The following is a 25,021-nucleotide window of genomic DNA, read 5'->3' as shown; positions in this document are numbered from 1 at the left end:
AAGGCACCCGAAAAAGCTTCGCGGGCATGGCCCGCTCCTACGGCCTGTAGTTAAAGGGCCTGCAACTTGGCGTAGCTGAGCATCAGCCACTTGCTGCCTTCGCTTTCGAAATTCACCTGCACCCGCGCCTGGGCGCCGGAGCCTTCGAAATTTAGGATGGTGCCTTCACCGAACAGGCTGTGCTGCACGCGCTGGCCGAGGTTGAAGCCGGTGTCTGGTACGGCGCTGCCGGCGAACATACTGTCGCCGCTTATGCTGTTGCCGCCCATATTGCGGCTGACCGCACCGAACGGCCGGCTGACGCTATTGCTCAGGCGCACTTCCTGAATCAGCTGCGGCGGAATCTCGCGGACGAAGCGCGACACCTTGTTGTAGGTCTCGCTGCCGTACAGGCGGCGCGTCTCGGCGTAGGTGATCACCAGCTTGCTCATGGCGCGGGTGATGCCGACATAGGCCAGGCGGCGTTCTTCTTCCAGACGGCCGGGCTCTTCCAGGCTCATCTTGTGCGGGAACAGGCCTTCTTCCATGCCCACCAGAAACACCTGGGGGAACTCCAGGCCCTTGGCGCTGTGCAGGGTCATCAGCTGCACGCTGTCTTCGTTTTCTGCGGCCTGGGTGTCGCCGGCTTCCAGCGAGGCGTGGCTGAGGAAGGCCTGCAGCGGGCTGAGTTCGTCGTCTTCGTTGTTCTCGAAGGTGCGCGCGGCGCTGACCAGTTCTTCCAAGTTTTCGATGCGCGCCTGGGCTTTTTCGCCTTTCTCGGCCTTGTGATAGGCGATCAGTCCGCTTTGCTCGATGACGGTCTGGGTCATCAGGTGCAGCGACATGCTCAGCGCCTTGGCGGCGAGGTTTTCGATCAGTTCGATAAACCCGGCCAGCGCGCTCGAAGCACGGCCAGGCAGGGTCTTGGCGGCGACCATCAGGCGAATGGCTTCCCACATCGACACATCATGGGCGCGAGCGTATTCGCGGATGGTCTCGACGCTCTTCTCGCCGATGCCGCGCGCCGGCACGTTGATAACCCGCTCCAGCGCTGCGTCGTTGCCGCGGCCGTCGAGCAGGCGCAGGTAGGCCATGGCGTTCTTGATTTCCGCGCGTTCGAAGAAGCGCTGGCCGCCGTAGATGCGATAGGGAATCTTCTCGCGCAGCAGGGCTTCTTCGAGCACCCGTGACTGGGCGTTAGAGCGGTAGAGAATGGCGATTTCGCTGCGCTTGAGGCCGTCCTTGCGCAGGGCGTCCTCGATCGTCTCGACCACGTAACGCGCTTCGTCGTGCTCGTTGAACGCCGAATACAGGTTGATCGGCTCGCCGTCGCCGTCTTCGGTCCACAGTTCCTTGCCCAGGCGGCCCTGGTTATTGGCGATCAGTGCGTTGGCGGCCTTGAGGATGCCGGCGGTGGAGCGGTAGTTCTGCTCCAGGCGGATCACTTCGGCGTCGGCGAAGTCATCGGAGAACTGCTGGATATTCTCGATCTTCGCCCCGCGCCAGCCGTAGATCGACTGGTCGTCGTCACCCACCACCATCAGGCTGTCGCCGCCCTTGGCGAGTATGCGCAGCCAGGCGTATTGCACGGCGTTGGTGTCCTGGAACTCGTCGACCAGGATATGCCGGAAGCGCCGCTGGTAATGCTCCAGCAGGCCCGGTTTGTCACGCCACAAGTCGAGGGCGCGCAGCAGCAGCTCGGAGAAGTCGATCACCCCGGCACGGGCGCAGGCGGCTTCGTAGGCTTCGTAGATCTTCAGCATGGTGGCGAGGAACAGGTCGCCGCCGGGCTGGATATTCTTCGGCCGCAGGCCCTCGTCTTTCTGCCCGTTGATAAACCACTGCGCCTGTTTCGGCGGCCAGCGTTGTTCATCCAGGCCGAGGTCGCGGATCACCCGTTTGACGATGCGCTGCTGATCGTCGGAATCGAGAATCTGGAAGTTCTCGGCCAGGCCGGCTTCCTGCCAGTGCGCGCGCAGCAGGCGATGGGCCAGGCCGTGGAAGGTGCCAACCCACATGCCCGCCGGGCTTTGCCCAAGCATCTGCTCGATGCGGTGGCGCATCTCGGCAGCGGCCTTGTTGGTAAAGGTCACCGACAGAATGCTATGCGGCGAGGCATTTTCGATCTGGATCAACCAGGCGATGCGGTGCACCAGCACGCGGGTTTTACCGGAGCCAGCACCGGCCAGCACCAGTTGGCGGCCCACGCGCGCGGCTACAGCCTGGCGTTGGGCATCATTAAGAGAGGCAATCAGGAGTTCAGGGTCATTTTGCATCGCGGCATTCTAGGGGGCTGCGCCAGGCAGGGCAAACCAGGGTATGACCTGAATCGGCGCAAGGGTTTTAGTGGACGACTGGTGAGTCAGCTGCGCGGGCGCAGAGGGGCCGCGCCTGCACTCGCCGAAAGTTAGGTATTTGTACTGTGAATTAGCGCACGTCTGGCTTGGGCGATGCGTCTAGCTCGCGTATGCTGCGCCGACGTTTAGGCAACCACTTATAAGAAAATCGCCTATGACCGCATCGACTTCATCCGCTGGCGCCAATGGCTTCAGGCCGACTCCCGGGCGGGAAGTGGCTCAGCTATTCGCGACAGACATCGCCGCCGAACGCACCCGCATGCTCTATCAGGGCTCGCAGGTGCCGACCCTGTTTATGCTGCTCAGCGGCGTGGTGTGTGCGTTCCTGTTGTGGGGCGCGCTGCCACCAGTGCTGCTGGTCAGCTGGTCGGTCTGGCTGGTGATCCTTGCCGTGCTGCGCCTGGTGCAGGTGCGCGCCTTCAACAATGCCTTGCCCAGCCGTCAGGCCGAACGCCATTGGCGCCGTCTGTTTCTGCTTGGTGCGAGCGCTTCCGGGCTGACCCTGGCGTTTGCCGCTATCGCCCTGGTGCCGGCGGATGTGTTCTACCTGCAGGCCGTGGTCTATGGCCTGATTGCTGCGGCGATTCTCTCGGCTAGCGTGGCTTATGCCATCAGTTTTACCGCCTTCCTCAGTTTTGCCTTGCCCTGCCTGCTGCCTTCGGTGGGCTATCTGCTGCTCAGCGATAACCCGCTGCAGCGCGGCTGGGGCCTGCTCGGCAGCATTCTGCTACTGGCCCTGCTGGTGGTGGCCTGGCAGGTCAACCGCCTGGTGCAGCGCAGCCTGCTGCAGCGTTTTCACAACCAGGCGCTGATCAGCAACCTGGAGCACGCCAAGATGCAGGCCGAAGGGCTCAACGGTGAGCTGGCCCATGAAGTGGAACAGCGCCGCCGCGCCGAGCGCGAGTTGCGTCTGGCCCATGGCGAGCTGGAAATGCGCGTGGCCGAGCGCACCCTGGAGCTGGATGAAACCACCTACGCCCTGAGCAAGAGCCGCGCACGCCTGACCCTGGCCATCGAAGCCAGCGAGCTGGGCCTGTGGGACTGGGACCTGCAGAGCGACGAAGTGCACCACACGCGCCTCAAGGAAATCTTCGGTCTGGAGCCGCATGAAGTGCAGGTGATGCTGCGCGACCTCAAACCGCGTCTGCACCCGGATGACCTGCCGGTGCTGCGTCGCGCGCTGGTCGAACATATGAAAGGGCGCAGCGACGACTATCAGGTCGAATACCGTATCAAGCACGCGGCCGGCCACTGGGTGTGGATCGAAGACCGTGGCCGTGCGGTCGAGCGCGACGCCGAGGGCCGCGTGCTGCGCATGCTCGGCACCCGTCGCGATATCAGCGCGCGCAAGGTTCAGGAACAGCAGCAACAGCTGGCCGCCACGGTGTTCGAGGCCGCCAGCGAAGGCATCGTGATTCTCGACCCGGATTACCGCCTGCTGTCGGTCAACCAGGCCTTCAGCGACGTCACTGGTTATCGCCAGGACGAAGTGGTCGGCAAAAGCGTGATCAGCCTGATCAGCAGTGGCGACAGCCGCCGGCAGTACCAGATGATTCGCCTGGAGCTGGAAAACAGCGGCACCTGGCGTGGCGAACTGATCGAAACGCGCAAGAACGGCGAGCTGTACCCGCAGTGGCTGCAGCTCAATGTGGTGCGCGATGCGCGGGGCAGCGTCAGCCATATCGTCGGCTTCTTCGCCGATCTGTCGTCGCGGCGCGAGGCCGAAGAGCGTTTACGCTACCTGTCGCACTACGACGAACTGACCGGCTTGGCCAACCGCAGCCTGTTCAAGGAGCGACTGCACGAGGCCAGCCAGCGTGCGCGGCAGGGCGGCCGCAGCATTGCCCTGCTGCATGTCGACCTGGACCGCTTCAAACTGCTTAACGACAGCCTCGGCCATGAAGTGGCCGATCAGCTGCTGCGCCAGGTCAGCAGCCGTCTGACCCAGGCTGTGCCGGAAGCCGACACTCTGGCGCGCCTGTCCGGCGACGAATTCGCCATCCTGATCGACTCCTACGGCAGCCTCTCAAGTCTCGCGCGCCTGGCCAGCCGTCTGCTGAGCAAACTGCGTGTGCCGATGACCGTGGGCGGCCATGAGCTGGTGGTCAGCGCTTCCCTGGGCATCAGCCTGCTGCCGGATAACGCGCGGGAGATTTCCGCCCTGGTCAGCCAGGCCAATATGGCCATGCAACATGCCAAGCACCTGGGCGGCAACACCTTCCAGTTCTTCACCGACAACCTGCAAGCCTGCACCCTGGAGCGCCTGCAGCTGGAAAACCAGCTGCGCAAGGGCATCAACGAAGGTCAGCTGGAGGTGTTCTACCAGCCCAAGTTGTGCCTGGCTTCCGACAGCCTCAACGCCGCTGAGGCGCTGGTGCGCTGGCACCATCCGGAGCTGGGCTTGGTGCCGCCGAGCGATTTTATCGGTCTGGCCGAAGAAACCGGGTTGATCGGCGCCATCGGCGAATTCGTTCTGCGTCAGGCCTGCCTGCAGGCGCGCGCCTGGCAGGTGCAGGGGCTGGCGCAGATTCGTGTGTCGGTGAACCTTTCGGTGCATCAGCTGCGCCAGGGCAATCTGCTCAGCCTGGTGCGCCAAGTGCTCGATGAAACCGGCCTGGCCGCGCAGTACCTTGAGCTGGAACTGACCGAAAGTCAGCTGCTGGACAACGTCGAAAGCGTGATCAGCACCTTCCAGCAACTGCGCGACCTGGGCGTCAAACTGGCGATCGATGACTTCGGCACCGGCTATTCCTCGCTCAGCTACCTCAAGCGCTTCCCGGTGGATTACGTAAAGATCGACCAGACCTTTATCCGCGACCTCACTCCAGGTAGTGAAGATGCCGCGATCACCCGCGCGATTATCGCCATGGCCCACAGCCTGGAGCTCAAGGTGGTCGCCGAGGGTGTGGAAACCCAGGCGCAGATGGACTTCCTCAAGAGCCAGCGCTGCGACGAGATTCAGGGCTACCTGATCAGCAAACCGGTGCCGGCCGAACAATTCGCCCAGCTGCTGCGCGAGCAGGTCGACAAGTTCTAATTGCCGGGCCGGCCGCTTGTCTGTCGCCGGCCGGGTCGCTACTGTCGCGCTTTCGCTGATTTGCAGGATGCTCCATGCAGCCCACTTCTTCCGCCGCCGCGTCTCGCCCGGCCAATGCCACCCTGATCCTGCTGGCCTCGCTGTATTGCGCCCAGGGGTTGCCCTCGGGGCTGCTGGCCCATTCGCTGCCGGTGCTGTTACGTCAGCACGGCGTCGATCTGGCGCTGATTGGCCTGCTCAAGTTGCTGGCGCTGCCCTGGTTGCTCAAGGTGCTCTGGGCACCGTGGGTGGATCGGTTGGCTTCGCCGCGTCTGGGCCATCATCGCGGCTGGATTCTGCCGTTGCAGCTCGGCGTTATTGCGGTGATTGCGAGCCTGGCGCTGATGAATCCCGCGCGGCTGTTCGACAGTCACTTCCTCTTGCTGATCGGCCTGTTGCTGCTGGTCAACCTGGCGGCCTCGACCCAGGACATTGCCACCGATGGTCTGGCCGTACGCCTGCTGCCCGAGCGCTGGCGCGGGCTGGGCAACAGCCTGCAGGTGGGTGGCTACAAGGTCGGCATGCTGGTTAGCGGCAGTGGTCTGCTGCTGGCGATGGATACTCTGGGTTGGCACCTGAGTGTGGCGCTGGTGGCGGTGCTGCTGGTGCTGATGACGCTGCCGATCTGGCGTTTTAACGAGCGTCGCGAGCTGCCGTTTCAGCCGGCGCAGGCGGAGCCAGCCGGGCCTGGGCTGTTGCTGCGGCATTACCGTGGCCTGTTGCTGCAGTCCGGCATGCTGTTCTGGCTGGCGGTGCTGCTGAGTTTCAAGCTGGGCGATGCGCTGGGTTCGCCGATGATCAAGCCGATGCTGGTGGATCAGGGCTGGAGCAACGCTGAGTTGGGCCAACTAACCCTGATCAGCAGCCTGGCCGGCATCGCCGGGGCGTTTCTCGGCGGCCTGTTGTATGCGCGCATCGGCGCGTTGCGCGCGCTGCTGCTGTTCGGCCTGTTGCAGGCTTGCGGGATCGCGGCCATGGCTGTCCTCGTAAATGCCGGCAGCAGCATCGGTCTGGTCTATGGGGTGGCGTTGTTCGAGCAGACCGCCGATGGCATGTCCACGGTGGCGCTGTTCGCGGTGATGATGCGCCAGTGCCGGCCCGAGCACGAAGGTGCGGACTTTACTCTGCAAGCCAGTGTGCAGCTGCTGTTGGCCGGGTTGGTGGGCGCCACCAGCGGCTGGCTGGCCGAGCAGTTGGGCTTTGCCAATCTGTTTATCAGCGCCGGCGCTCTGGGGCTGCTGGCGCTGCCCATCGTGCTGCTGTACTTCTGGCGCGGCGCACGACCGGCGGTCAGCGCCGCATAAGTTGCCTGCTTCAGCCAGGGCTGTTTCCTCTATTCCCACCTGCGCCGGGCGATGGTTGCCCGGCAGGCGCGCAACCGGATCAAAGATGGCTGCCTTTGTGCTGCGCGCGGGCAATCCTGCGGGCCTGTCCGGATTGAATAGAGGTGCGTATGCGCAAACCCGCGAGCTTGAGTGTCGGCCTGCGCCTGCTGTTGGCATCCCAGGCCATGGCCCCGCTGGGCGTCAAGCTGGGGCTGGTACAGCAACTGGGGGCCGAGAAGGCTGCGTTGCTGGCGCCCCATATGCCGCCGGGGCAGTTGCGTGAGTTGATCATGGCGATGCCCATCGAATTTGCCGCTGCGGTGACCACGCACCTCGACCCGCGCTTGATCCTCGACACCTACCTGAGCCTGCCGGACAGCCTGCACCTGGAAGTGGCGCGCCAGCTTTGCGCCGATGGTGCGTTTGCCACGGCGGCGCTGTATGCCGAATGCCTGTCGGCCAAGCAGATCAAAGTGCTGATCTACGGCATCAACGATGTCGACCATGTGCTGCAGATTGCCCGGCATATCGTCGATATGCCGCTGATCAGCGAGAGCCTGCGCAGTTTCTCCACGGGATATTTGTGCAAACTGACCGAGGCGGCAGTGGTGGATCGCAATCTGCCAGTGGCCGCCCAGGTGTTGGGTGGCTTGTCACTGGCGCGGCAGGCGGATGTCTGCGCCGGGCTGCAGCCGGCGACCCTGCGCAAACTGTTGCCGCTGCTATTGCTGATCAGCGGTGATGGCTTGCGCAAGCAACTACCGGAGGCCGTGCTACAGATCTTCGAGCAGCAGTGGGCCTAGACCGCGCCCGCTATTCCATCCACTGCCGTTCGTGGCGTTCCAGCAGGTTGCTGGCCTGTTCCGGACCGTCGCTGCCGGCCGGGTAGGGGCGCGGGCTCTGGTAGTGCTGGTGCCAGCCCTTGATGATCGGGTCGACCCAGTGCCAGGCGGCTTCGACTTCGTCGCGGCGCATAAACAGCGTTGAGTCGCCTTCGATCACATCGAGCAGCAGGCGCTCGTAGGCGTCCCAGCGGCGCTGCTTGTGGAAGGCGTCGGCCAGGTTGAGGTCGAGCTCCACTGGCTGCAGGTGCATGCCTTTGCCCGGGCTCTTGCTCATCAGTTGCAGGCTGATGCGCTCCTCCGGTTGCAGACGGATCAGCAGGCGGTTGGCTTCGCCTTCGCCGAACAGCTGGTGCGGTACCGGCCTGAATTGGATGAGGATTTCCGAGGTCTTGTGCCCCAGGCGTTTGCCGGTGCGCAGATAGAACGGCACGCCAGCCCAGCGCCAGTTGTCGATCTCGGCCTGCACGGCGACAAAAGTTTCGGTGTCGCTGTCGTTGTCGACGTTCTTCTCGAAGTAATAGGCCGGCACTTCCTGACCGCCGATCTTGCCGGCGGTGTACTGGCCGCGCACGGTCTTGTCCTGCACGTCGAGGCCGGTGATGGGCTTCAGCGCTTCAAGGATCTTCACCTTCTCGTTTCGCACCGCCTCGGCGTCGAAGCGCACCGGCGCTTCCATGGCCACCAGGCAAAGCAGCTGCAGCAGGTGGTTCTGGATCATGTCGCGCATGGCGCCGGCTTTTTCGTAATAAGCGCCGCGGTTTTCCACACCGAGGGTTTCGCAGACGCTGATCTGCACATGGTCGATATGCCCGGTACGCCAGATCGGCTCGAACAGCGCGTTGGCAAAACGCAGGGCCATGAGGTTCTGCACCGTCTCTTTGCCCAGGTAATGGTCGATGCGGAATACCCGTGACTCATCGAACACCGCGCCAATGGCGGCGTTGATTGCCTGGGCCGATTGCAATGAATGGCCGATGGGCTTTTCCAACACGATGCGCGTTTTGGGGCCGGCCAGGCTGGCGGTTTTTAGGTGCGAGGCTATGTCTTCGAACAGGTCCGGCGCGGTGGCCAGGTAGTAGATGCGCACGCGTTCATGGTCTTGCCCCAGGCGTTTGCCCAGGCGTCCGAAGTCCGCGCTCTGGCTGGCGTCCATGGCGAAGTAGTCGAGGCGTGCGGCGAAGCTGGCCCAGGTGTCATTGTCGAAATTGCTACGCGCCACCTGCGCGCGGCAATGCCGCTCGGCCAGGGCTTGAAAGGCGCTGCGCGTGCGGTTGCTGCGGGCCAAGGCAAGAATGCGTGTGTCGCCATGCAGGCGGCCGGCGCGATGCAGGTGATAAAGGGCTGGCAGCAGTTTATGTAAGGCCAAGTCGCCGGTGCCGCCAAACACCAGCATGTCGCAGGGAATGCTCAAGGTGGGAACTCCGACTCGGTTTAACCGTGCGAGGGCGGCGGCCATGTAGTATAACTACAAGTTCACTACAACCCGTCTTACGCCGATCATAACTGAGTCATGACTCCGATGCGGCGTGCTAGATGGATTCGTTAGCCAAATGCCGAGCCTAAACCTGTGAACCTGTTGCAGCACATTGCCCAGTCGCGTCATCTCCTCCGCAAATCGGAACTCAAGGTCGCCGACCATGTTCTGCTCGACCCTGCGTCGGTCATGCACAGCTCCATGGCCGAACTGGCTCACAGCGTAGGTATCAGCGAGCCGACCATCGTGCGTTTCTGCCGGGCGATTGGCTGCACTGGCTTTCAGGACCTCAAGCTGAAATTGGCGCAGAGCCTGGCCGCTGGCGCCAGTTTCGGTCAGTTCGCCATTCATGAAGACGATTCGGTGGCGGACTTCAGCCTGAAGATTTTCGACACGACCCTGCACACCCTGATCGAAGTACGCGAAAAGCTCGACACCCAGGCGCTGCAGCAGGCTATTGCCGCTATCGCCAACGCCCAGCGTGTTGAGTTCTATGGCTTTGGTGCATCCGGTGCGGTGGCGGCGGACGCCCAGCACAAGTTCTTCCGCCTGCTGCTGACCGCCGCCGCCTATTCCGACCCGCATATGCAGGCGATGAGTGCGGTGACGTTGAAGCCCACTGACGTGGCGATCTGCATCTCCCAGTCCGGCCGTTCCAAGGATCTGCTGATCACCGCCAACCTGGTGCGTGAAACCGGTGCGACATTGATCACCCTGTGCCCGAGCCAGACGCCGCTGGCCGATCTGGCCACGGTCAACCTGGCCATCGACGTGCAGGAAGACACCGAGATCTACACCCCGCTGACCTCGCGTATCGCCCACCTGGTAGTGATCGACGTGCTCGCCATGGGCGTGGCGATGGCTCGCGGCCCAGGCCTGGTTAACCACCTGAAGAGCGTCAAGCGCAGCTTGCGCAGCCTGCGGCTGTCGCCCAAGTCGCATAAGAACGTCGAAGACTGAAACCTGTTCAGGATCTGCTGCGCGTCGGCGATCCTGCGTTAAAAACGGCCTCGGAAAGCCCTTGCGGCTAACGCGCTTTAGCGCGACCCGAAGGGCGAGTGAAACGAGTAGTGCTCATTTACAAACCGTAAACTCGCGTGCGAGCCCAGTCCGCGTCCTCGGCGCTTTGACCAGCCTTCGGCTGTTACTACGTAGTGCCTTGTCTCGCTCTAGCTCGCGAGATCTTGAATCAGGTTTCTGCGCCGCTGATTTCATCGCCACGTTATCGCGTGGCCATCAAAGCGTCATATCCAGGGTCGATGCTGGTACTCCCCTTATTCAGCTTGGGAGTTGCACCCTATGTCTGGCTATCTGGATAAACCGCAGTCCCACGAAAACAGCGATGCCAAGGCCCGGCGCAAGCTGTTGGACCAGCGCCGCATGGAATACCGCCGCGCGATCGAAAGCTATGCCGAGCAGCGTCAGCTGCAGCATGAGTTGATCGATTTCCCGGAGTTGATCGCGACCAGCTACCTGCACAGCCTGCAGGCGGGGTCGAAGAAAGACGCGACAGTGGCTGCGCGCTGAATGCGCGAGGGCTGGAAGCGAACCTGGGGCCTTATATGGCCCCAGGCTGCTAGGCCTTACTCGATATTGACGGTGTAATCCTCCACTTCACCGTAATTGAATGTGCCACACGGCACGGGTGCGGTGTTGTAGCGCATGGCCACGCGCATGCGGGTTTTCCCGGTAGCGGCGCCTGCTGGGATCACCAGGTTGCCATTCACCACCGTGCTTAGCGCGCGTGCGGAGGTGAACAGTTCTTCACCCGCGTCGGTGAAGTCGCCGTCCTTATTCAGGTCGACCCAGACCTTCCAGTACTCGTTGTAGGTAGAGCCGGCAAATTGCGGCGTCAGGCGCAGGCTGTTGCTACCCCGTTGCAGGTTCACCACCTGGCCAATCCGCGCTTCGGTGAAGTCGCTGTAGGTGCTGGCGCCAGAGCTGCGGGTAAAGCTGCCGAAGCTGACCTGGCTGATCCACTCATCGTTGGCATTGCCGCTGGCCGCGCTGCAGTAGTTGGGCTGCGGCGTACCTGTGCCGATCACCAGAAATGCCGCCGAAACTGCACCCCAGGTGCCGGACGCATCCCGCGCGCGGACATACACCGTGTGCTTGCCGGGCTGTAGCCCGGTGGTGGCGATGCTGCCGGTCAGGCCTTCAGTCTTGCCGTTGAAGCTGCCGTCCAGGGGTTGCAAGGGCATCGCCTGAGCGCCTGACTCCCAGGGCGCCTTGTCGATGTAGTACTCGGCGGCGGTGACGTTTTGCGTGGGTTCGGTGCCATTGCGGGTGCTGAAGCGCAGGTCACTCGCGGTGGCACTCAGGGTCACCAGGGTGCCGGCCGGCACACCGCTGGATGCATTGCCACTCAGCGCAAGGTTGCTGATATCGGGGCCGCCCGGGGTGACGTAGGGCGTGCGCACCACCTTGGCGGCGTAGATCAGCGCGGGCAGGTTCTTCGGTTTGATGGTGTTCTGGTAGACCGTACAGCTCTGGAAGAACTGCGTGCCCAGCTCGAAGGTGTAAGCGGCGACGCCCAGCTCGCCATAACTGACCCCGTCACTGGTGCCGTCGGTCGGGTAGAGGCCGATGGACTGCTGCGGCGCGTAGCCATTGAACAGGGCGAACTTGCGCCCGAGGGTCTGCAGCGCGGTGCCATTCGGCGCGGCCTGGCTGGTATCGCCCCAAGGCCAGAGCACCAGTTCGCTGTAACTGTGGATATCCAGATGGATGCCGCTGGTGTCGCTTGGCGCCGCATCATTTTTGCTGGGTCCACGACGGTCCGGCCAAAGGCTGCGTACGTAACTTTCCAGGGTTTGGATTTCCGGTTCGGAGCCTGCGCTGGGGCCACGGTAGGTGTCATTACAGGCACTGCCGCTGGAGCCCTGGCCGTTGGTGCTATTCCAGCCGAAGGTGAAGTTGCGGTTGAGGTCGGCCCCCCGGTTGTTGCTGTTGGCTCCGCAGTAACTCTGATTGGCATTCTTGCGCCAAGACAGGCCGGTTTCGGCTTTTTTACGGCCGTCCGGGTTGGTCTGCAGCATCAGATGGACCTCGTGGTGATCGAGAATCCAGGTGGCGTCGGCATCGGTGCCGTAGCCGTTGACCAGCCAGCGGGCGAAATCCAGAACCAGTGGTGCGGTGGTGTACTCGCGCGCATGGATGGCGCTGTTGATAAACAGTTTAGGCTTAGTGCCGGTAATGGCTTTATTGGTCAGCTTGAGCACGCCGATGTCGTGTCCGCCCTGGCCGTTGAGCTTTTCCCAGGACTGGCCAACCAGCAGCCACTCGGCAATACCGGGAAACTGGCTGGCCATACCGCTGGCCACGCTGTAGGTACTTTCCAGGGTTTCGTAGCAGGCGTAACCAGGGATGCTGGCCAGGCTGGTGTCACTCATTGCGGTCGCGCTTTGCATACTGCGCTGTTGCAGGCGATTCTGGATCAGCGTGAGGACTTCATTGCGCTTGGCAATAAACTCATTGGCCGGGGCGAAGGTAAAGCCAAAGACTGCGAGCTTTTCCTGTTCCTCTTCGGTCAGCTCCATGATCAGGTAGCCCTGTTCATAGTGCGATTCAAGCAATTGACCATGGAAGCTGATGGCCGCTTTGCGGGCAACCTCTTCGTTGGGGAAAAACGCCTTGTAAACCTGGTTGGCGGCTTTTTCCTGCTCGAGCAGCATGAAGTCTTCTTGGAGGTTGGTCTGTGCCTGAACCGTGTTAAGCATGCAAAGCGCGGTGATGCTGGCACTGATGGCGAGGGTTAACTTCCGCTTTCTCATTCTTGAGATTCCTATCCTTCACGTATTGTTTGTCCGTTCCTGGTAAGGAACGGCGTGTTTTTTGCCCCCTTGTGGAGGGCCAGGGATGTACGGCAGTGGAAGCTCTTGGTGCCGAATGCGTTGGCGCTACTGCATGCCCCGGAACATCGTGTTATGCGAGGCAGGCCGGTCTGGTACAAGAGTGCAAAAGAACTTAGAAGCTGGTTTCATGGCTGTCAATTTCTTCGTAGATCGCTGTCGTATTTCGTATTTTCACGGCTATAGCCGACACGTTAACTACTTTAATGATGGCTACTGGCTACGTATGGGAACTGTATAGGGAGGAATTTATGCAAGGAATGAATGGGTTACGCATTGGCATGCTGCTGTTGACCCTTGGGTTGGCCTCGGGCTGCGTCGCGGGCGGCGCTCAGCAACAGTCAGGCGCCGACAAAGGGCATGCGATGGCGACTGAATGGACGCAGCTGCGCCAGGCCAAGGGGCATTTTGCTGGGGGCGAATGGCGACACGATCTGGATGCCTGGCAGGGCCGTAAGCACCAGCTGATGCAGGAGTTGGCCGCCGAGGTGCTGGCTGCGCGCGGCGATACACCGGCTGTATTGGCGCTGCTGGGCGAGCCGGATGCCAAGGTCACGATCGATCAGGCGGACTACGCCGACTGGCAACGCCGCGCGGAATGGCAGGGCAACCCGGGGCCGCTACTGTGGAGTTACCATTGGCGCGGCCAGCATGATCAGCTGTTGCTGGCCTTCAGCGAGGGGCGTGTCAGTGCGGTGGGCTGGTTATATGCCTGGGAGTAGCGACGCCGATTGGCTCGGCAAAGCGCTCAGCCAGGGCATTGATCAGGCTGCGCTGATCACGCACGAAGGCGAAAAACGCCTGGGCCACCGGTGACAGGTATTTGCTGCGCGGGTGCACCAGGCACCAGCTGCGCAGCAGCGGCAACTCGCTGACTGGCAGTTCGCGCAAGGCGCCGCATTCCAGCTCGCGGCGCACCGCGTGGCGCGGCAGCAAAGCCAGGCCTAGGCCGGCGATCACCCCTTCGCATTGGCCTTCCATGGAGCCGACTTCGAGGGTCTGGGCGAAGTGCGCACGCTTCTGGTGGCAGTACTCTTCGCAGGCCTGGCGCGTGCCGGAACCGGCTTCGCGGATCAGCAGCGGAAAAGCGGTGAGGTCCTGCAGGCTCAGCGGGCCCTGCGAGCACAGCGGGTGATCGGGCGGCGCCACGGCGATAATCGGGTTATTAAGGAAGGGCAGAAACTCCAGATTCATGTCCGTGGGTACCCGCGACATGATCAGCAGGTCATCACGATTGGCGTTCAGGCGCTTAAGCGCCTGGGTGTGATTGGTGACCACCAGCTGTAAGTTGACTTCCGGGTATTGCTGGCGAAAAGCGGCGAACAGGTGCGGAACGAAGTACTTGGCGCTGGATTCTATGGCCAGGCTCAGCTGTCCCTGCAGCGAACCCTGCAGGTCGGCCAGCTGCATATCGAGGCTCTCCAGGCGGCCAAAAATATCCGCACTGGCGCGTTGCAGGGCTTCGGCGGCCTCGGTCAAGTAGAGCTTTTTGCCGACATAGTCGAACAGCGGCTGACCGATCAGCTCTTCCAATTGGCGAATCTGCAGGCTGACCGCCGGTTGGGTCAGGGCCATTTCCTCCGCCGCGCGGCTGTAGGAGAGGTGGCTGCACACTGAGCGAAACACCTGAATTTGTCTAAATGTCATACGCAGCAATGACTTACGCACGATTAGCACCTGTGTGGTCGTGTCGATCAGGCTCAACTATAAGCTTTGGCTAATGCCTAACCCAATAATTATTGATTTTGGTTAATCACCAAGCCGGCGTAGCGTGAGTGCCCTGACCGCCACTGCTGGTGCGGTCACACGTCGACCGGTCTTGCCGGTTGCCTGCTCACGTGATCGAGGATGCTGGCTCGTGATCAAGAAGATTCTGATAGCCAACCGCGGTGAGATTGCCGTACGCATCGTGCGAGCTTGTGCCGAAATGGGCATTCGTTCGGTGGCGGTGTATTCCGATGCCGATCGCCAGGCACTGCACGTCAAGCGTGCGGACGAGGCCCACGGCATTGGTGCCGACCCGCTGGCTGGTTATTTGAACCCGCGCAAACTGGTCAATCTGGCGGTAGAGACCGGCTGTGATGCGCTGCATCCCGGCTATGGCTTTCTCTCGGAGAACGCCGAACTGGCGGATATCTGCGCCGAACGTGGGATCAAATTCATAGGCCCGAGCGCGGATGTGATCCGCCGCATGGGCGACAAGACCGAAGCGCGGCGTAGCATGATCAAAGCCGGCGTGCCGGTCACTCCCGGCACCGAAGGCAATGTTGCTGACATAGCCGAGGCACTGAGCGAGGGCGACCGTATTGGCTACCCGGTGATGCTCAAGGCCACGTCCGGCGGTGGTGGCCGCGGTATCCGTCGCTGCAACAGCCGTGAGGAACTGGAGCAGGCGTTCCCGCGGGTGATCTCCGAGGCAACCAAGGCCTTCGGTCGCGCCGAGGTATTTCTTGAGAAATGTATCGTCAATCCTAAGCACATCGAGGCGCAGATCCTCGGTGACAGCTTCGGCAATGTGGTGCACCTGTTCGAGCGCGACTGCTCGATTCAGCGGCGTAACCAGAAGCTCATTGAAATCGCCCCCAGCCCGCAGCTGACGCCCGAGCAGCGCGCCTATATCGGCGACCTCGCCGTGCGCGCGGCCAAAGCCGTGGGTTACGAGAACGCCGGTACCGTGGAGTTCCTGCTCGCCGAGGGCGAGGTGTACTTCATGGAGATGAATACCCGGGTGCAGGTGGAACACACCATCACGGAAGAAATTACCGGCATCGACATCGTCCGCGAGCAGATCCGTATCGCCTCGGGCCTGGAGCTGTCGGTCAAACAGGAAGACATCATCCACCGTGGTTATGCCCTGCAGTTCCGCATCAACGCTGAAGACCCGAAAAACAACTTCCTGCCCTCGTTCGGCAAGATCACCCGCTACTACGCCCCCGGCGGTCCTGGCGTGCGCACCGACACGGCGATCTACACCGGCTACACCATTCCGCCTTACTACGACTCGATGTGTCTGAAGCTGGTGGTCTGGGCGCTGACCTGGGAGGAGGCGCTGGCCCGCGGCCTGCGCGCCCTGGATGACATGCGTGTGCAGGGGGTGAAAACCACCGCCGCCTATTACCAGGAAATCCTGCGTAACCCGGAGTTCCGCAGCGGCCAGTTCAACACCAGCTTTGTTGAGGCTCACCCGGAACTGACCGAGTACTCAATCAAGCGCAACCCGTCGCACCTGGCCATCGCCATCGCCACCGCCATTGCTGCCCACGCCGGCCTGTAGGGGAAGGAATCAGAACATGAGCAAAAAAATAACCGTCACCGATACCATCCTGCGCGATGCCCACCAGTCAATTATCGCCACGCGCATGCGCCTGGACGACATGCTGCCGATCTGCGCCAAGCTCGACCAAGTCGGCTACTGGTCACTGGAAGTCTGGGGTGGCGCGACCTTCGATTCCTGCGTGCGCTTCCTCAAGGAAGACCCCTGGGAGCGTCTGCGCAAGCTTAAAGCCGGTCTGCCCAACACGCGGTTGCAGATGCTCTTGCGCGGGCAGAACCTGCTCGGCTATCGCCATTACAGCGACGACGTGGTGCGCGCCTTTGTCGCCAAGGCAGCGGTAAACGGCATCGACGTGTTCCGCATCTTCGATGCGATGAACGATGTGCGAAACCTGCGCGTGTCTATCGAAGCGGTGAAGGCTGCCGGCAAACACGCCCAGGGCACCATCGCTTACACCACCAGCCCGGTGCACACCGTCGAGGCCTTCGTGAAGCAGGCCAAGGCCATGCAAGCCATGGGCATCGACTCCATCGCGATCAAGGACATGGCTGGTTTGCTCACCCCGTACGCCACCGCCGAGCTGGTCAAGGCGTTGAAGGCGGACGTCGACCTGCCGGTGTTTATCCACAGCCACGACACCGCCGGCATGGGCTCGATGTGCCAGCTCAAGGCGATTGAAGCGGGTGCCGACCACATCGACACCGCCATCTCCAGCTTCGCCTGGGGCACCAGCCATCCGGGCACCGAGTCGATGGTTGCCGCACTCAAGGGCAGCCCATACGACACTGGCCTGGACCTGGCGCTGATTCAGGAAATCGGTCTGTACTTCCATGCCGTGCGCAAGAAGTACCACCAGTTCGAAAGCGAATTCACCGCCGTGGACACCCGCGTGCAGGTCAATCAGGTGCCGGGCGGGATGATGTCCAACCTGGCCAATCAACTGAAAGAGCAGGGCGCGCTGAATCGCATCAACGAAGTGTTTGCGGAAATCCCGCGGGTGCGTGAAGACCTTGGCTTCCCGCCGCTGGTGACGCCGACCTCGCAGATTGTCGGCACCCAGGCGGTGTTCAACGTACTGGCCGGCGAGCGTTACAAGACCATCACCAACGAGGTGAAACTCTACCTGCAAGGCCGCTACGGCCTGGCACCGGGCAAGGTCAACGAGCAGCTGCGCAAGCAGGCGATTGGCAGCGAAGACGTGATCGAAGGCCGCCCGGCCGATCTGCTCAAGCCGGAAATGGCCAAGTTGCGTGAAGAGATCGGCAGCCTGGCGCAATCCGAAGAAGACGTGCTGACTTACGCTATGTTCCCCGACATTGGCCGCAAGTTCCTCGAAGAACGTGCCGCCGGCACCCTGACTCCGGAAGTGTTGCTGCCGATTCCCGAAGCCGGTGGCCTAGCGCCTGCCGGTGGCGAAGGTGTGCCGACCGAGTTTGTGGTCGATGTACACGGTGAAAGCTACCGCGTGGACATCACCGGCGTTGGGGTGAAGAGCGACGGCAAGCGCCACTTCTACCTGTCCATCGACGGTATGCCAGAGGAAGTGGTATTCGAGCCGCTGAATGATTTCGTCGCGGGTGCCAGCGGCAAGCGCAAACAGGCCAGCGCGCCGGGCGATGTCAGCACCAGCATGCCGGGCAATATCGTCGATGTATTGGTCAAGGTGGGTGACACAGTCAAGGCCGGCCAGGCGGTGCTGATCAGTGAAGCGATGAAGATGGAAACCGAAGTGCAGGCGCCGATTGCCGGTACCGTTAAGGCGGTGCATGTGGCTAAGGGAGACCGGGTCAATCCGGGTGATGTGCTGGTGGAAATCGAAGGTTAACCTCGGAAGCCCCGGCTGTTTGAACAGGCATTTGAATGGCTTTTTTGGGGCTTCTTTTTACACCGCTGGCGCTGCAGTTGAGCGGCGTTGGCAAGGGTTTTAGGCCAAGTGCTTAGGTGCTTGTTGCCTGGGTCCCCTAGGAGCCTTACGGCTCCTTTTTTTCGGTTATGCCCCGCTGTGCAGGGTTCTGCTGTTCTCAGCAGGAGACTGGGCAAAACCGCGGGTATCAGCACAACGCGTGGTGGGGGCATGACCTTTTATTCGAGTAGGTGGTGACGCGGCAGGCGTCTCAATAGCAGTTCAATACAGGAGCAATACGCGGTGAGTCTGGATCCGGTGGTGCTGTTCTTTGTGTTCGGCCTGTTGGCCGGTCTGCTGAAAAGCGAGTTGAAACTGCCGCCTGCGCTGTATGAAACGCTGTCGATCATTTTGCTGCTGGCGATTGGTTTGCATGGCGGCGTGGAATTGGCTGAGCAGGCCAGCTGGCAGTTGCTCGGTCAGGCGGCCTGGGTGTTGGGCCTGGGTGTGGCGTTGCCGCTGCTGGCGTTTGCCGTATTGCGCGGCCTGGGGTTCGACCGGATTAATGCCGCAGCGGTGGCGGCGCACTATGGCTCGGTCAGCGCCGGTACCTTTGCCGTGGTGGTGGCCTATATGCTGGCCAAGGGCATCGAGTTCGAAAGCTATATGCCGCTGTTTGTTGCCATCCTGGAAATCCCGGCGATTCTGGTCGGCATTCTGTTGGCCAAGGGTATTGCTCGCGATACCGATTGGGGCGAACTGGGCCGGGAGATCTTTCTCGGCAAGAGCATCATGCTGCTGCTCGGTGGCCTGATCATCGGCGCGATTGCCGGCAAGGAGGCGATCAAACCGCTGGAGCCGTTCTACACCAGCATGTTCAAGCCGGTACTGGCGCTGTTCCTGCTGGAGATGGGCCTGATCGCCTCCGGCCAGCTTGGCTCGCTCAGGCAGTTCGGTCTACGCCTGCTCGGCTTTGCCCTGCTGATGCCATTGCTGGGCGCGCTGATTGGTGCATTGCTCGGGCGCTTTATGGGCTTGAGTTTGGGTGGCACGGCGGTGCTGGCCACGCTGGCTGCGTCGGCTTCCTATATTGCCGTACCGGCCGCCTTGCGCTTGGCGTTGCCCGAGGCGAATCCGTCGCTGTCGCTAACGGCGTCGCTGGGTATCACCTTTCCTTTCAATATCATCGTCGGCATCCCGTTGTACCTGATGCTGGCCGAACAGCTGCTGGCCTGGGGGCTCTGAGATGGACGCACATGTTCGCACCCTGCTCACCGTGATCTGCGAAGCCGCGCTGGAGAAAAAGCTGGTGGCTGACCTGGAGCAGCTCGGCGCGCCGGGCTGGACCATCTCCGACGCCCGTGGTCGTGGCGGGCGCGGCGTGCGCAGCGCCGGCTGGGACACCGAAGGCAATATCCGCGTGGAGATCATCTGCACCCGCGATGTCGCCGAACGCATCGCAGCCCATCTACAGGCGCGTTACTACGCCAATTTCGCCATGGTCTGTTTCCTCGCCCAGGTAGAAGTGCTGCGCGCGGAAAAGTTCTAGCGGCTCAGGCGGTGGGCTGTGCGCAGTTCCAGCAGATCTTGATAGGTGCAGGTCTGTGGCACGTCACCGGTCAGATCAAAGCAACGTTGGCCGAAACCCATGGGCCAGTACGCGATGCCGACCGGTGGCCAAAAGATCGAGGCCACTCGGAAGCGACTCTTCAACTTTCCAGAACGGATGGTGTTGGCCTGGTTGTCTTCGATGCGGTAGGGAATACCAGCACTGGCGCCCCAGGAGAAGGGGCGGCTGCGGACTAGCCCCTGGTTGTTCTTCGCAGGTCGTTCGTTGATCACCAGGGTGCTGTTTTCCGGCAGTTTGAACCAGGCGCCGGTAGAGCAGCCTACGCTGGCTAGGGCTATGAGCAACAAGGCGCTAAGGCGGAGTACGGACATGCGTGTCAATCCTTATGGTCATCCGTGAACATTCACGAGCGTGCGGCGGTCTGGCCATTGGCCAGCCGCGTGGAGGGGGCGCAAATATACCCAGTTTTTATTGGCTTTGCCTGTACCGCTGGGGTTCCTGCAAAGTTTTCCGAACCTGGCTGTGATGAGCGCCTTCCGGTAAGCGTCTAGCCACAGAGCCCGGGGCGTCTGGGCGCGGCTGTGGGCCTAAGCATGCAAGCGCTGTTGAATGAGATTCTTGAGCAAGTCCGCCCACTGATCGGCCAGGGCAAGGTGGCCGATTACATTCCGGCGCTGGCCGATGTGCCGGCTGAGCAGCTGGGCATTGCGGTGTACAGCAACGACGGTGAGCTGTATTGCGCCGGTGATGCGGATACGGCGTTCTCTGTACAAAGCATTTCCAAGGTATTCAGCCTGGTGCAGGCGATTCAGCATTCCGGCGAGGATATCTGGCAGCGCCTGGGCCATGAGCCGTCCGGCCAGCCGTTTAATTCGCTGGTGCAGCTGGAGTTCGAGAGGGGCAAACCGCGCAATCCGTTTATCAATGCCGGTGCCCTGGTGATCTGCGATATCAATCAGTCGCGCTTTGCCGCGCCGGTGCTGTCGATGCGTGACTTTGTCCGCCGTCTGGCTGGTAACCCCGGGGTGTTGGTGGATGGTCGGGTCGCCGAGTCGGAATACCAGCACCGCGCGCGCAATGCGGCGGCGGCATACCTGATGCAATCCTTCGGCAATTTCCATAACGATGTCGAGGCGGTGCTGCGCAGTTACTTCAGTTACTGCGCGCTGCGCATGAGCTGCGTCGACCTGGCGCGGGCCTTCTGCTTTCTGGCCAACGATGGCTTCTGTAAGCACAGCGGGCAGCAGATCCTCAGCGCGCGGCAGAGCAAGCAGGTCAATGCGATCATGGCCACCAGTGGCCTGTACGACGAGGCTGGTAACTTCGCTTACCGCGTCGGCCTGCCGGGCAAGAGTGGCGTTGGCGGCGGCATCGTCGCCGTGGTGCCGGGGCGTTTCAGCGTGTGCGTGTGGTCACCGGAACTTAACGCTGCCGGTAATTCCCTGGCCGGAATCAAGGCCCTGGAGCTGCTCAGCGAGCGGATCGGTTGGTCGGTTTTCTGATCGCCGTAAGGGCGCGCAGCAGGCGCAGGTCAATCCTCCTCAGTTGCCGCCGCCTCTTCCTGCGCGACTTCCTCAGTCTTTGTGCAAATGCCGTTGGCACCCTGTTTACCGGTGTAGGACACCGTGGGCGCACCGCTGGCATTCAAGCTGATGGCGATGGTCACGCCTTCGCCTTTGGCCTCAAAGTACTGCTCGCTGAACTTGCTCAGCGTGACCTGTTTATCGTTGATAAAGACCGGACCGCTGGCCTCGGCGCGCACTTTGATATCGGTCGGGCAGGTGAAGTCGAGGGCCGGCAGATTGGCGGCCTGGGCCAGGCTGCTGGTGGCCAGTAGGGCAATGCTGATGGGTAGCATGTTCATGGGCTTGCTCCATGCAGAGGGACTCGAGGCGCTGCAGTTTTAGCGCCCCGAGTAGTCAACTAAGCAGCGGTGTAGGGCCTTGTCCAGCTGCTACGGACGTTGGCCGATAGGCTGCATCCGCTTATTGCCTCGGCTGAGGAGCGACCTGGATTAGCCAGCAATCAGCTCCTTGGCCGCTTGGCGATGATCGGCGATCAGTTGGGCCACATCCAGGCCTTCGATCTGCCCATCGATCACCCGCCACTGGCCGCCAATCATCATCCGGTCGGCCTTGTCGGCGCCGCACAGCAGCAGCGCGGAAATTGGATCGTGGCTGCCGGAGAAGCGCAGCTCGTCGAGCTTGAAGAAGGCCAGGTCGGCCTGCTTGCCCACCGCCAGCTCGCCGATATCGCTGCGGCCCAGCAGTTTGGCCGAGCCCTTGCTGGCCCAACCCAGCACCAGCTCCGGGGTGATCTTCTCGGCGCCGTAGCGCAGGCGCTGGATATACAGGGCCTGGCGCGCTTCAAGGATCATGTTCGAGGCATCGTTGGACGCCGAACCATCCACGCCGAGACCGATAGGTGCGCCGGCAGCTTCCAGATCGAGGGTCGGGCAGATGCCGGAGGCCAGGCGCATATTCGAGCTCGGGCAATGGCAGATGCCGGTGCCGGCTTGACCGAGGCGGGTGATTTCGTCCGGGTTGAAGTGGATGCCGTGGGCCAGCCAGGTGCGTGAGCTGAGCCAGCCGACGCTGTCCAGATAATCCACGGTGCGCAGGCCGAAGCGCTGCAGGCAGAAGTCCTCTTCGTCGAGGGTCTCGGCCAGGTGAGTGTGTAGGCGTACGTCCAGCTCTTCGGCCAGTTCGGCGCTCTGGCGCATGATTTCCTGGGTCACCGAGAACGGCGAGCAGGGCGCCAGGGCAATCTGCACCTGGGCACCGTCGCCGCGCTGGTGATAGTCATGAATTAGGCGTTGGCTGTCAGCCAGGATTACTTCGCCCTCTTGTACGGTTTGCTGCGGTGGTAAGCCGCCGTCGGCTTCGCCCAGGCTCATGGAGCCGCGGGTGAGCATGGCGCGCATGCCCAGTTCGCGCACGGCTTCGACCTGCACATCGATGGCATTTTCCAGACCGCCGGGGAACAGATAGTGGTGATCCGCCGCCGTGCTGCAGCCGGACAGCAGCAGTTCGGCCAGGGCCACTTTACTGGCCAGGGCGAGCTTCTCGGGCGTCAGGCGGGCCCATACCGGGTACAGGGTCTTCAACCACGGGAACAACGGCTGGTTGACCACTGGGCCCCAGGCGCGGGTGAGGGTCTGATAGAAGTGGTGGTGGGTGTTGATCAGCCCTGGTAGGACGACATGCTCGCGGGCATCGAAGGCCCGGTTGCAGGGTTGGCTCGGCTGTTGGCCGGCCTTGAGCAGTTCGCTGATCACACCGTCTTCAATCACCAGGCCGCCGGCAGCGTCGAGGTTGTTGGCAGTGAAGATGGCGAGGGGGTTTTTGATCCAGATACGTGTAGCAGCCATTGAGTTGGCTCCTCTGAAGTTGGGTTCAGGTTAGCCAGCTCAGTGTTTACCCTGTCTGCTGATCCAGGTGCGCGGCCGGCGCAGGTGGCCGGGCGTAGCGCAAAAGATAACGCCGTAATCTGCCTGCGGCAAGAGCGCAGGGCGGAATTTCTGACCGGACGGTCAATGGCCTAGAACAGCTTGCGGTACTGGATAAAGCCGGAGCGTTCGGCGATGCGCTCATACAGCAGCATGGCCTTGCTGTTGCTCTCATGGGTCAGCCAGTAGGTGCGCGAGCAGCCCTGGGCCTGGGCCTCACGGTAGACATGTTCGATCAGTTGACGGCCGGCACCGCTGCTGCGGATGTCCTTGGCGATAAACAGGTCCTGCAGGTAACAGTAGTCGCCAGGGGTCCAGGTCGAGCGGTGGTAGATCCAGTGCACCAGGCCAATCGCCTGGCCGTCATGCCAAGCCAGCGCCGCGTGCATCGGCTCGGCAGGATCGAGGAAGCGCTGCCAGGTGGTATCGCTGGTCGCGGCGGCAATCTCGGTCATATAGAACCGTTGATAGCCCTGCCACAGTGGCAGCCAGACCGCATGATCGGCGGCAGTTACAGGGCGGATCTCGACGGGGATGCGAACGGGCATGGCGACACTCTCCTTGGCTGGGTAAAGCCCTTACAGCCTAGCCGTAAGGGCCCAAGCTTCAATCGGCGCGTTCACCACAGACATCCAGGGCGAACCAGTGTTCCACCTCGGCCTGGCTCAGACCCGCGCCGAGCAGGGCGAACAGCTTGCCCAGAGCCGCTTCACGGGTCATGCCACCGGCGGAAATCAGCCCGGCACTGGCCAGCTGACTGCCTGCGGCATACACGCCGAACTCGACATGGCCGTGCGGGCACTGGCTGATCGCGGCCAGTACCACGCCGCGATCATGGGCCGCCTTGAGTACGCCGAGCAGTTCGGCGTCGTCCGCAGGACCGGTGCCGCTGCCGTAGCATTCCAGCAGCAGGCCCTGCACGCCGCTGTCCAGCAGGGCGCGCAGATGGCTGGCCTGGATGCTGGGGTAAAACGGCAGCACGGCCAGATTGACCGGCTGGCGTGGCTGGCGGTAGTCGATGCTCGCCGGGATGCTCTCGGCGCGTGGGCTTTGGCGCTGGCGCGGCAGCACGTGGAAGGCATCGAAGGCATCACTGCGCAGCTTGCTGACCCGCGCGCCATGCAGTAGCGCGCCATTGAAATACAGGTGCACGCCCGGAGCGACGCCGGCTTGCAGCGCACGCATGGCGCCGAACAGATTGCCCCAGGCATCGCTGCCCTCGGCACCGGCCGGCAGCATCGAGCCGCTGAGAATCACCGGTACTGGCAAACCCAGCAGCAGAAAGCTCAGGGCGGCGGCGCTGTAGGCCAGGGTGTCGGTGCCGTGCAACAGCAGCACGCCATCGCAGCTGTCCTGCTCGATGCCGGCGCGAATCGCCGCGACCATCGCCAGCCAGTTGCTCTGGTTCATATTGGCGCTGTCGATTGGCGGCAGCAGCTCGCGGAAGGTCCATTGCGGCAGCGGCTGGGCTTCCAGCGCCTGCTGCGTACGCAGCCGTGCCTCGAAGCCGGACGCAGGGGCCAGGCCATTGGCGCTCATCTGCATACCGATGGTGCCACCGGTATAGAGCACCAGAATTTTTTGACAACCCATCGGGCGGGTCTCCGTACTTTCATTGTTCTTATATGAAAACAGGGGGCCAAGCCCCCTGTTTATTTACAGCTCATGCAGCTCATGCAGCTTCTGCAGCGACTTAGCGCTGGTGCACGCTGTTGCCGATTTCCGCATGGTTGGCCGGGGCGTTTTGCGCCGCGTTAGGCCAGACAGCTGGGTCGAGGTCCAGATCGGCGAAGTTCTTCGCGTCGAACACGGGCGACTCGACGCCGGCCTTGATCTGGTTGTCGTAGTCGCGCATCAGGCGCAGGCCGACCTTGAACAGCAGCACCAGGGCAATCAGGTTGGCAATCGCCAGCAGGCCCATGGTCACATCGGCAAAGGCGAACACCGTACCGAGATCCTGCACCGAACCCCAGAGTACC

21 protein-coding genes are annotated in these 25,021 nt (G+C 62.1%); 11 read left to right on the top strand and 10 right to left on the bottom strand.

Annotated elements, in window-relative coordinates; all coding sequences use genetic code 11:
- Positions 1-50 precede the first annotated feature (50 nt).
- Positions 51-2,255, bottom strand: coding sequence for a DNA helicase II (gene uvrD / locus AACY25_RS19165; RefSeq protein ID WP_339526779.1), 2,205 nt, complete (start codon positions 2,253-2,255; stop codon positions 51-53).
- A gap of 235 nt (positions 2,256-2,490) precedes the next feature.
- Here uvrD and AACY25_RS19160 point away from each other — a divergent pair, with 235 nt between their 5' ends.
- The 3 genes from AACY25_RS19160 to AACY25_RS19150 all read left to right on the top strand — a co-directional run bounded on the left by AACY25_RS19160 (position 2,491) and on the right by AACY25_RS19150 (position 7,540).
- The gene (locus AACY25_RS19160) at positions 2,491-5,373 is read left to right on the top strand and encodes an EAL domain-containing protein (RefSeq protein WP_339526778.1); all 2,883 of its coding nucleotides are present in this window, start codon (positions 2,491-2,493) and stop codon (positions 5,371-5,373) included.
- A 74-nt stretch (positions 5,374-5,447) separates the two neighbouring features.
- On the top strand, positions 5,448-6,716 hold the full coding sequence (locus AACY25_RS19155) for an MFS transporter (RefSeq protein WP_339526776.1): 1,269 nt from the start codon (positions 5,448-5,450) through the stop codon (positions 6,714-6,716).
- Positions 6,717-6,865: 149 nt separating this feature from the next.
- Positions 6,866-7,540, top strand: a complete 675-nt coding sequence (locus AACY25_RS19150) for a hypothetical protein (RefSeq protein WP_339526774.1) — start codon at positions 6,866-6,868, stop codon at positions 7,538-7,540.
- Positions 7,541-7,550: 10 nt separating this feature from the next.
- Here AACY25_RS19150 and zwf read toward each other — a convergent pair whose 3' ends face one another.
- On the bottom strand, positions 7,551-9,038 hold the full coding sequence (zwf, locus tag AACY25_RS19145) for a glucose-6-phosphate dehydrogenase (protein ID WP_339526772.1): 1,488 nt from the start codon (positions 9,036-9,038) through the stop codon (positions 7,551-7,553).
- A gap of 111 nt (positions 9,039-9,149) precedes the next feature.
- On the opposite strand from zwf, the gene hexR reads away from it, so the two are divergent.
- A complete protein-coding gene (hexR, locus tag AACY25_RS19140; protein ID WP_339526771.1) occupies positions 9,150-10,016 on the top strand; it encodes a transcriptional regulator HexR in 867 nt (288 codons plus the stop codon).
- Between the two features lie 339 nt (positions 10,017-10,355).
- Entirely contained in the window at positions 10,356-10,583 is a 228-nt protein-coding gene (locus AACY25_RS19135; protein WP_339526769.1) for a PA3496 family putative envelope integrity protein, read from the top strand.
- 56 nt (positions 10,584-10,639) lie between these two features.
- Here the strand turns inward: AACY25_RS19135 and AACY25_RS19130 are convergent, their stop codons facing one another.
- A complete protein-coding gene (locus tag AACY25_RS19130) occupies positions 10,640-12,829 on the bottom strand; it encodes a M14 family zinc carboxypeptidase (protein WP_339526767.1) in 2,190 nt (729 codons plus the stop codon).
- Between the two features lie 329 nt (positions 12,830-13,158).
- Between AACY25_RS19130 and AACY25_RS19125 the strand changes: the two genes are divergently transcribed.
- Entirely contained in the window at positions 13,159-13,629 is a 471-nt protein-coding gene (locus AACY25_RS19125) for a hypothetical protein (protein WP_339526766.1), read from the top strand.
- On the opposite strand, the gene AACY25_RS19120 is transcribed toward AACY25_RS19125, so the two are convergent.
- Entirely contained in the window at positions 13,595-14,575 is a 981-nt protein-coding gene (locus AACY25_RS19120; RefSeq protein WP_339526764.1) for a LysR family transcriptional regulator, read from the bottom strand. The genes AACY25_RS19125 and AACY25_RS19120 overlap by 35 nt on opposite strands.
- A 190-nt stretch (positions 14,576-14,765) precedes the next feature.
- On the opposite strand from AACY25_RS19120, the gene AACY25_RS19115 reads away from it, so the two are divergent.
- The 4 genes from AACY25_RS19115 to AACY25_RS19100 all read left to right on the top strand — a co-directional run bounded on the left by AACY25_RS19115 (position 14,766) and on the right by AACY25_RS19100 (position 19,573).
- The gene (locus AACY25_RS19115) at positions 14,766-16,181 is read left to right on the top strand and encodes an acetyl-CoA carboxylase biotin carboxylase subunit (protein ID WP_305591119.1); all 1,416 of its coding nucleotides are present in this window, start codon (positions 14,766-14,768) and stop codon (positions 16,179-16,181) included.
- Positions 16,182-16,197: 16 nt separating this feature from the next.
- Positions 16,198-18,006: a sodium-extruding oxaloacetate decarboxylase subunit alpha gene (gene oadA / locus AACY25_RS19110; protein ID WP_339526761.1), complete on the top strand. Its 1,809-nt coding sequence runs from the start codon at positions 16,198-16,200 to the stop codon at positions 18,004-18,006.
- Between the two features lie 321 nt (positions 18,007-18,327).
- A complete protein-coding gene (locus tag AACY25_RS19105; protein WP_339526760.1) occupies positions 18,328-19,269 on the top strand; it encodes a sodium-dependent bicarbonate transport family permease in 942 nt (313 codons plus the stop codon).
- Position 19,270: 1 nt separating this feature from the next.
- Entirely contained in the window at positions 19,271-19,573 is a 303-nt protein-coding gene (locus AACY25_RS19100; protein ID WP_339526758.1) for a DUF3240 family protein, read from the top strand.
- Here the strand turns inward: AACY25_RS19100 and AACY25_RS19095 are convergent.
- The gene (locus AACY25_RS19095) at positions 19,570-19,965 is read right to left on the bottom strand and encodes a hypothetical protein (RefSeq protein WP_339526756.1); all 396 of its coding nucleotides are present in this window, start codon (positions 19,963-19,965) and stop codon (positions 19,570-19,572) included. The genes AACY25_RS19100 and AACY25_RS19095 overlap by 4 nt on opposite strands.
- Positions 19,966-20,187: 222 nt before the next feature.
- Here AACY25_RS19095 and glsB point away from each other — a divergent pair, with 222 nt between their 5' ends.
- Entirely contained in the window at positions 20,188-21,096 is a 909-nt protein-coding gene (gene glsB, locus AACY25_RS19090) for a glutaminase B (RefSeq protein ID WP_339526755.1), read from the top strand.
- Between the two features lie 29 nt (positions 21,097-21,125).
- Here the strand turns inward: glsB and AACY25_RS19085 are convergent, their stop codons facing one another.
- From AACY25_RS19085 to AACY25_RS19065, 5 genes are all read right to left on the bottom strand, one after another.
- Positions 21,126-21,458, bottom strand: a complete 333-nt coding sequence (locus tag AACY25_RS19085) for a hypothetical protein (RefSeq protein WP_339526753.1) — start codon at positions 21,456-21,458, stop codon at positions 21,126-21,128.
- Between the two features lie 150 nt (positions 21,459-21,608).
- Complete coding sequence (locus AACY25_RS19080) at positions 21,609-22,964, bottom strand: 8-oxoguanine deaminase (protein ID WP_339526751.1); 1,356 nt, start codon at positions 22,962-22,964, stop codon at positions 21,609-21,611.
- A 170-nt stretch (positions 22,965-23,134) separates the two neighbouring features.
- Positions 23,135-23,590, bottom strand: a complete 456-nt coding sequence (locus AACY25_RS19075) for a GNAT family N-acetyltransferase (protein ID WP_339526749.1) — start codon at positions 23,588-23,590, stop codon at positions 23,135-23,137.
- A gap of 58 nt (positions 23,591-23,648) precedes the next feature.
- On the bottom strand, positions 23,649-24,635 hold the full coding sequence (locus AACY25_RS19070) for an asparaginase (RefSeq protein WP_339526747.1): 987 nt from the start codon (positions 24,633-24,635) through the stop codon (positions 23,649-23,651).
- 100 nt (positions 24,636-24,735) lie between these two features.
- A partial coding sequence (locus tag AACY25_RS19065; RefSeq protein ID WP_339526746.1) for an alanine:cation symporter family protein occupies positions 24,736-25,021 on the bottom strand: 286 nt, incomplete at its 5' end.

Origin of the sequence: Pseudomonas sp. EA_35y_Pfl2_R111, assembly GCF_963970955.1 — a bacterium.
GTDB lineage: Bacteria > Pseudomonadota > Gammaproteobacteria > Pseudomonadales > Pseudomonadaceae > Aquipseudomonas.
The sequence above is the reverse complement of the archived record's forward strand: the minus strand, read 5'-3'. Positions and strand labels throughout refer to the sequence as shown.

Excerpts from the sequence above, each read along its gene's own strand:
- AACY25_RS19070 (WP_339526747.1), bottom strand. The coding sequence starts at position 24,635 with ATGGGTTGTCAAAAAATTCTGGTGCTCTATACCGGTGGCACCATCGGT.
- zwf (WP_339526772.1), bottom strand. The coding sequence starts at position 9,038 with ATGGCCGCCGCCCTCGCACGGTTAAACCGAGTCGGAGTTCCCACCTTG.
- uvrD (WP_339526779.1), bottom strand. The coding sequence starts at position 2,255 with ATGCAAAATGACCCTGAACTCCTGATTGCCTCTCTTAATGATGCCCAA.
- AACY25_RS19100 (WP_339526758.1), top strand. The coding sequence starts at position 19,271 with ATGGACGCACATGTTCGCACCCTGCTCACCGTGATCTGCGAAGCCGCG.
- oadA (WP_339526761.1), top strand. The coding sequence starts at position 16,198 with ATGAGCAAAAAAATAACCGTCACCGATACCATCCTGCGCGATGCCCAC.
- AACY25_RS19085 (WP_339526753.1), bottom strand. The coding sequence starts at position 21,458 with ATGAACATGCTACCCATCAGCATTGCCCTACTGGCCACCAGCAGCCTG.
- AACY25_RS19125 (WP_339526766.1), top strand. The coding sequence starts at position 13,159 with ATGCAAGGAATGAATGGGTTACGCATTGGCATGCTGCTGTTGACCCTT.
- AACY25_RS19095 (WP_339526756.1), bottom strand. The coding sequence starts at position 19,965 with ATGTCCGTACTCCGCCTTAGCGCCTTGTTGCTCATAGCCCTAGCCAGC.
- AACY25_RS19130 (WP_339526767.1), bottom strand. The coding sequence starts at position 12,829 with ATGAGAAAGCGGAAGTTAACCCTCGCCATCAGTGCCAGCATCACCGCG.
- AACY25_RS19080 (WP_339526751.1), bottom strand. The coding sequence starts at position 22,964 with ATGGCTGCTACACGTATCTGGATCAAAAACCCCCTCGCCATCTTCACT.
- AACY25_RS19150 (WP_339526774.1), top strand. The coding sequence starts at position 6,866 with ATGCGCAAACCCGCGAGCTTGAGTGTCGGCCTGCGCCTGCTGTTGGCA.
- AACY25_RS19075 (WP_339526749.1), bottom strand. The coding sequence starts at position 23,590 with ATGCCCGTTCGCATCCCCGTCGAGATCCGCCCTGTAACTGCCGCCGAT.
- glsB (WP_339526755.1), top strand. The coding sequence starts at position 20,188 with ATGCAAGCGCTGTTGAATGAGATTCTTGAGCAAGTCCGCCCACTGATC.
- AACY25_RS19160 (WP_339526778.1), top strand. The coding sequence starts at position 2,491 with ATGACCGCATCGACTTCATCCGCTGGCGCCAATGGCTTCAGGCCGACT.
- AACY25_RS19135 (WP_339526769.1), top strand. The coding sequence starts at position 10,356 with ATGTCTGGCTATCTGGATAAACCGCAGTCCCACGAAAACAGCGATGCC.
- AACY25_RS19155 (WP_339526776.1), top strand. The coding sequence starts at position 5,448 with ATGCAGCCCACTTCTTCCGCCGCCGCGTCTCGCCCGGCCAATGCCACC.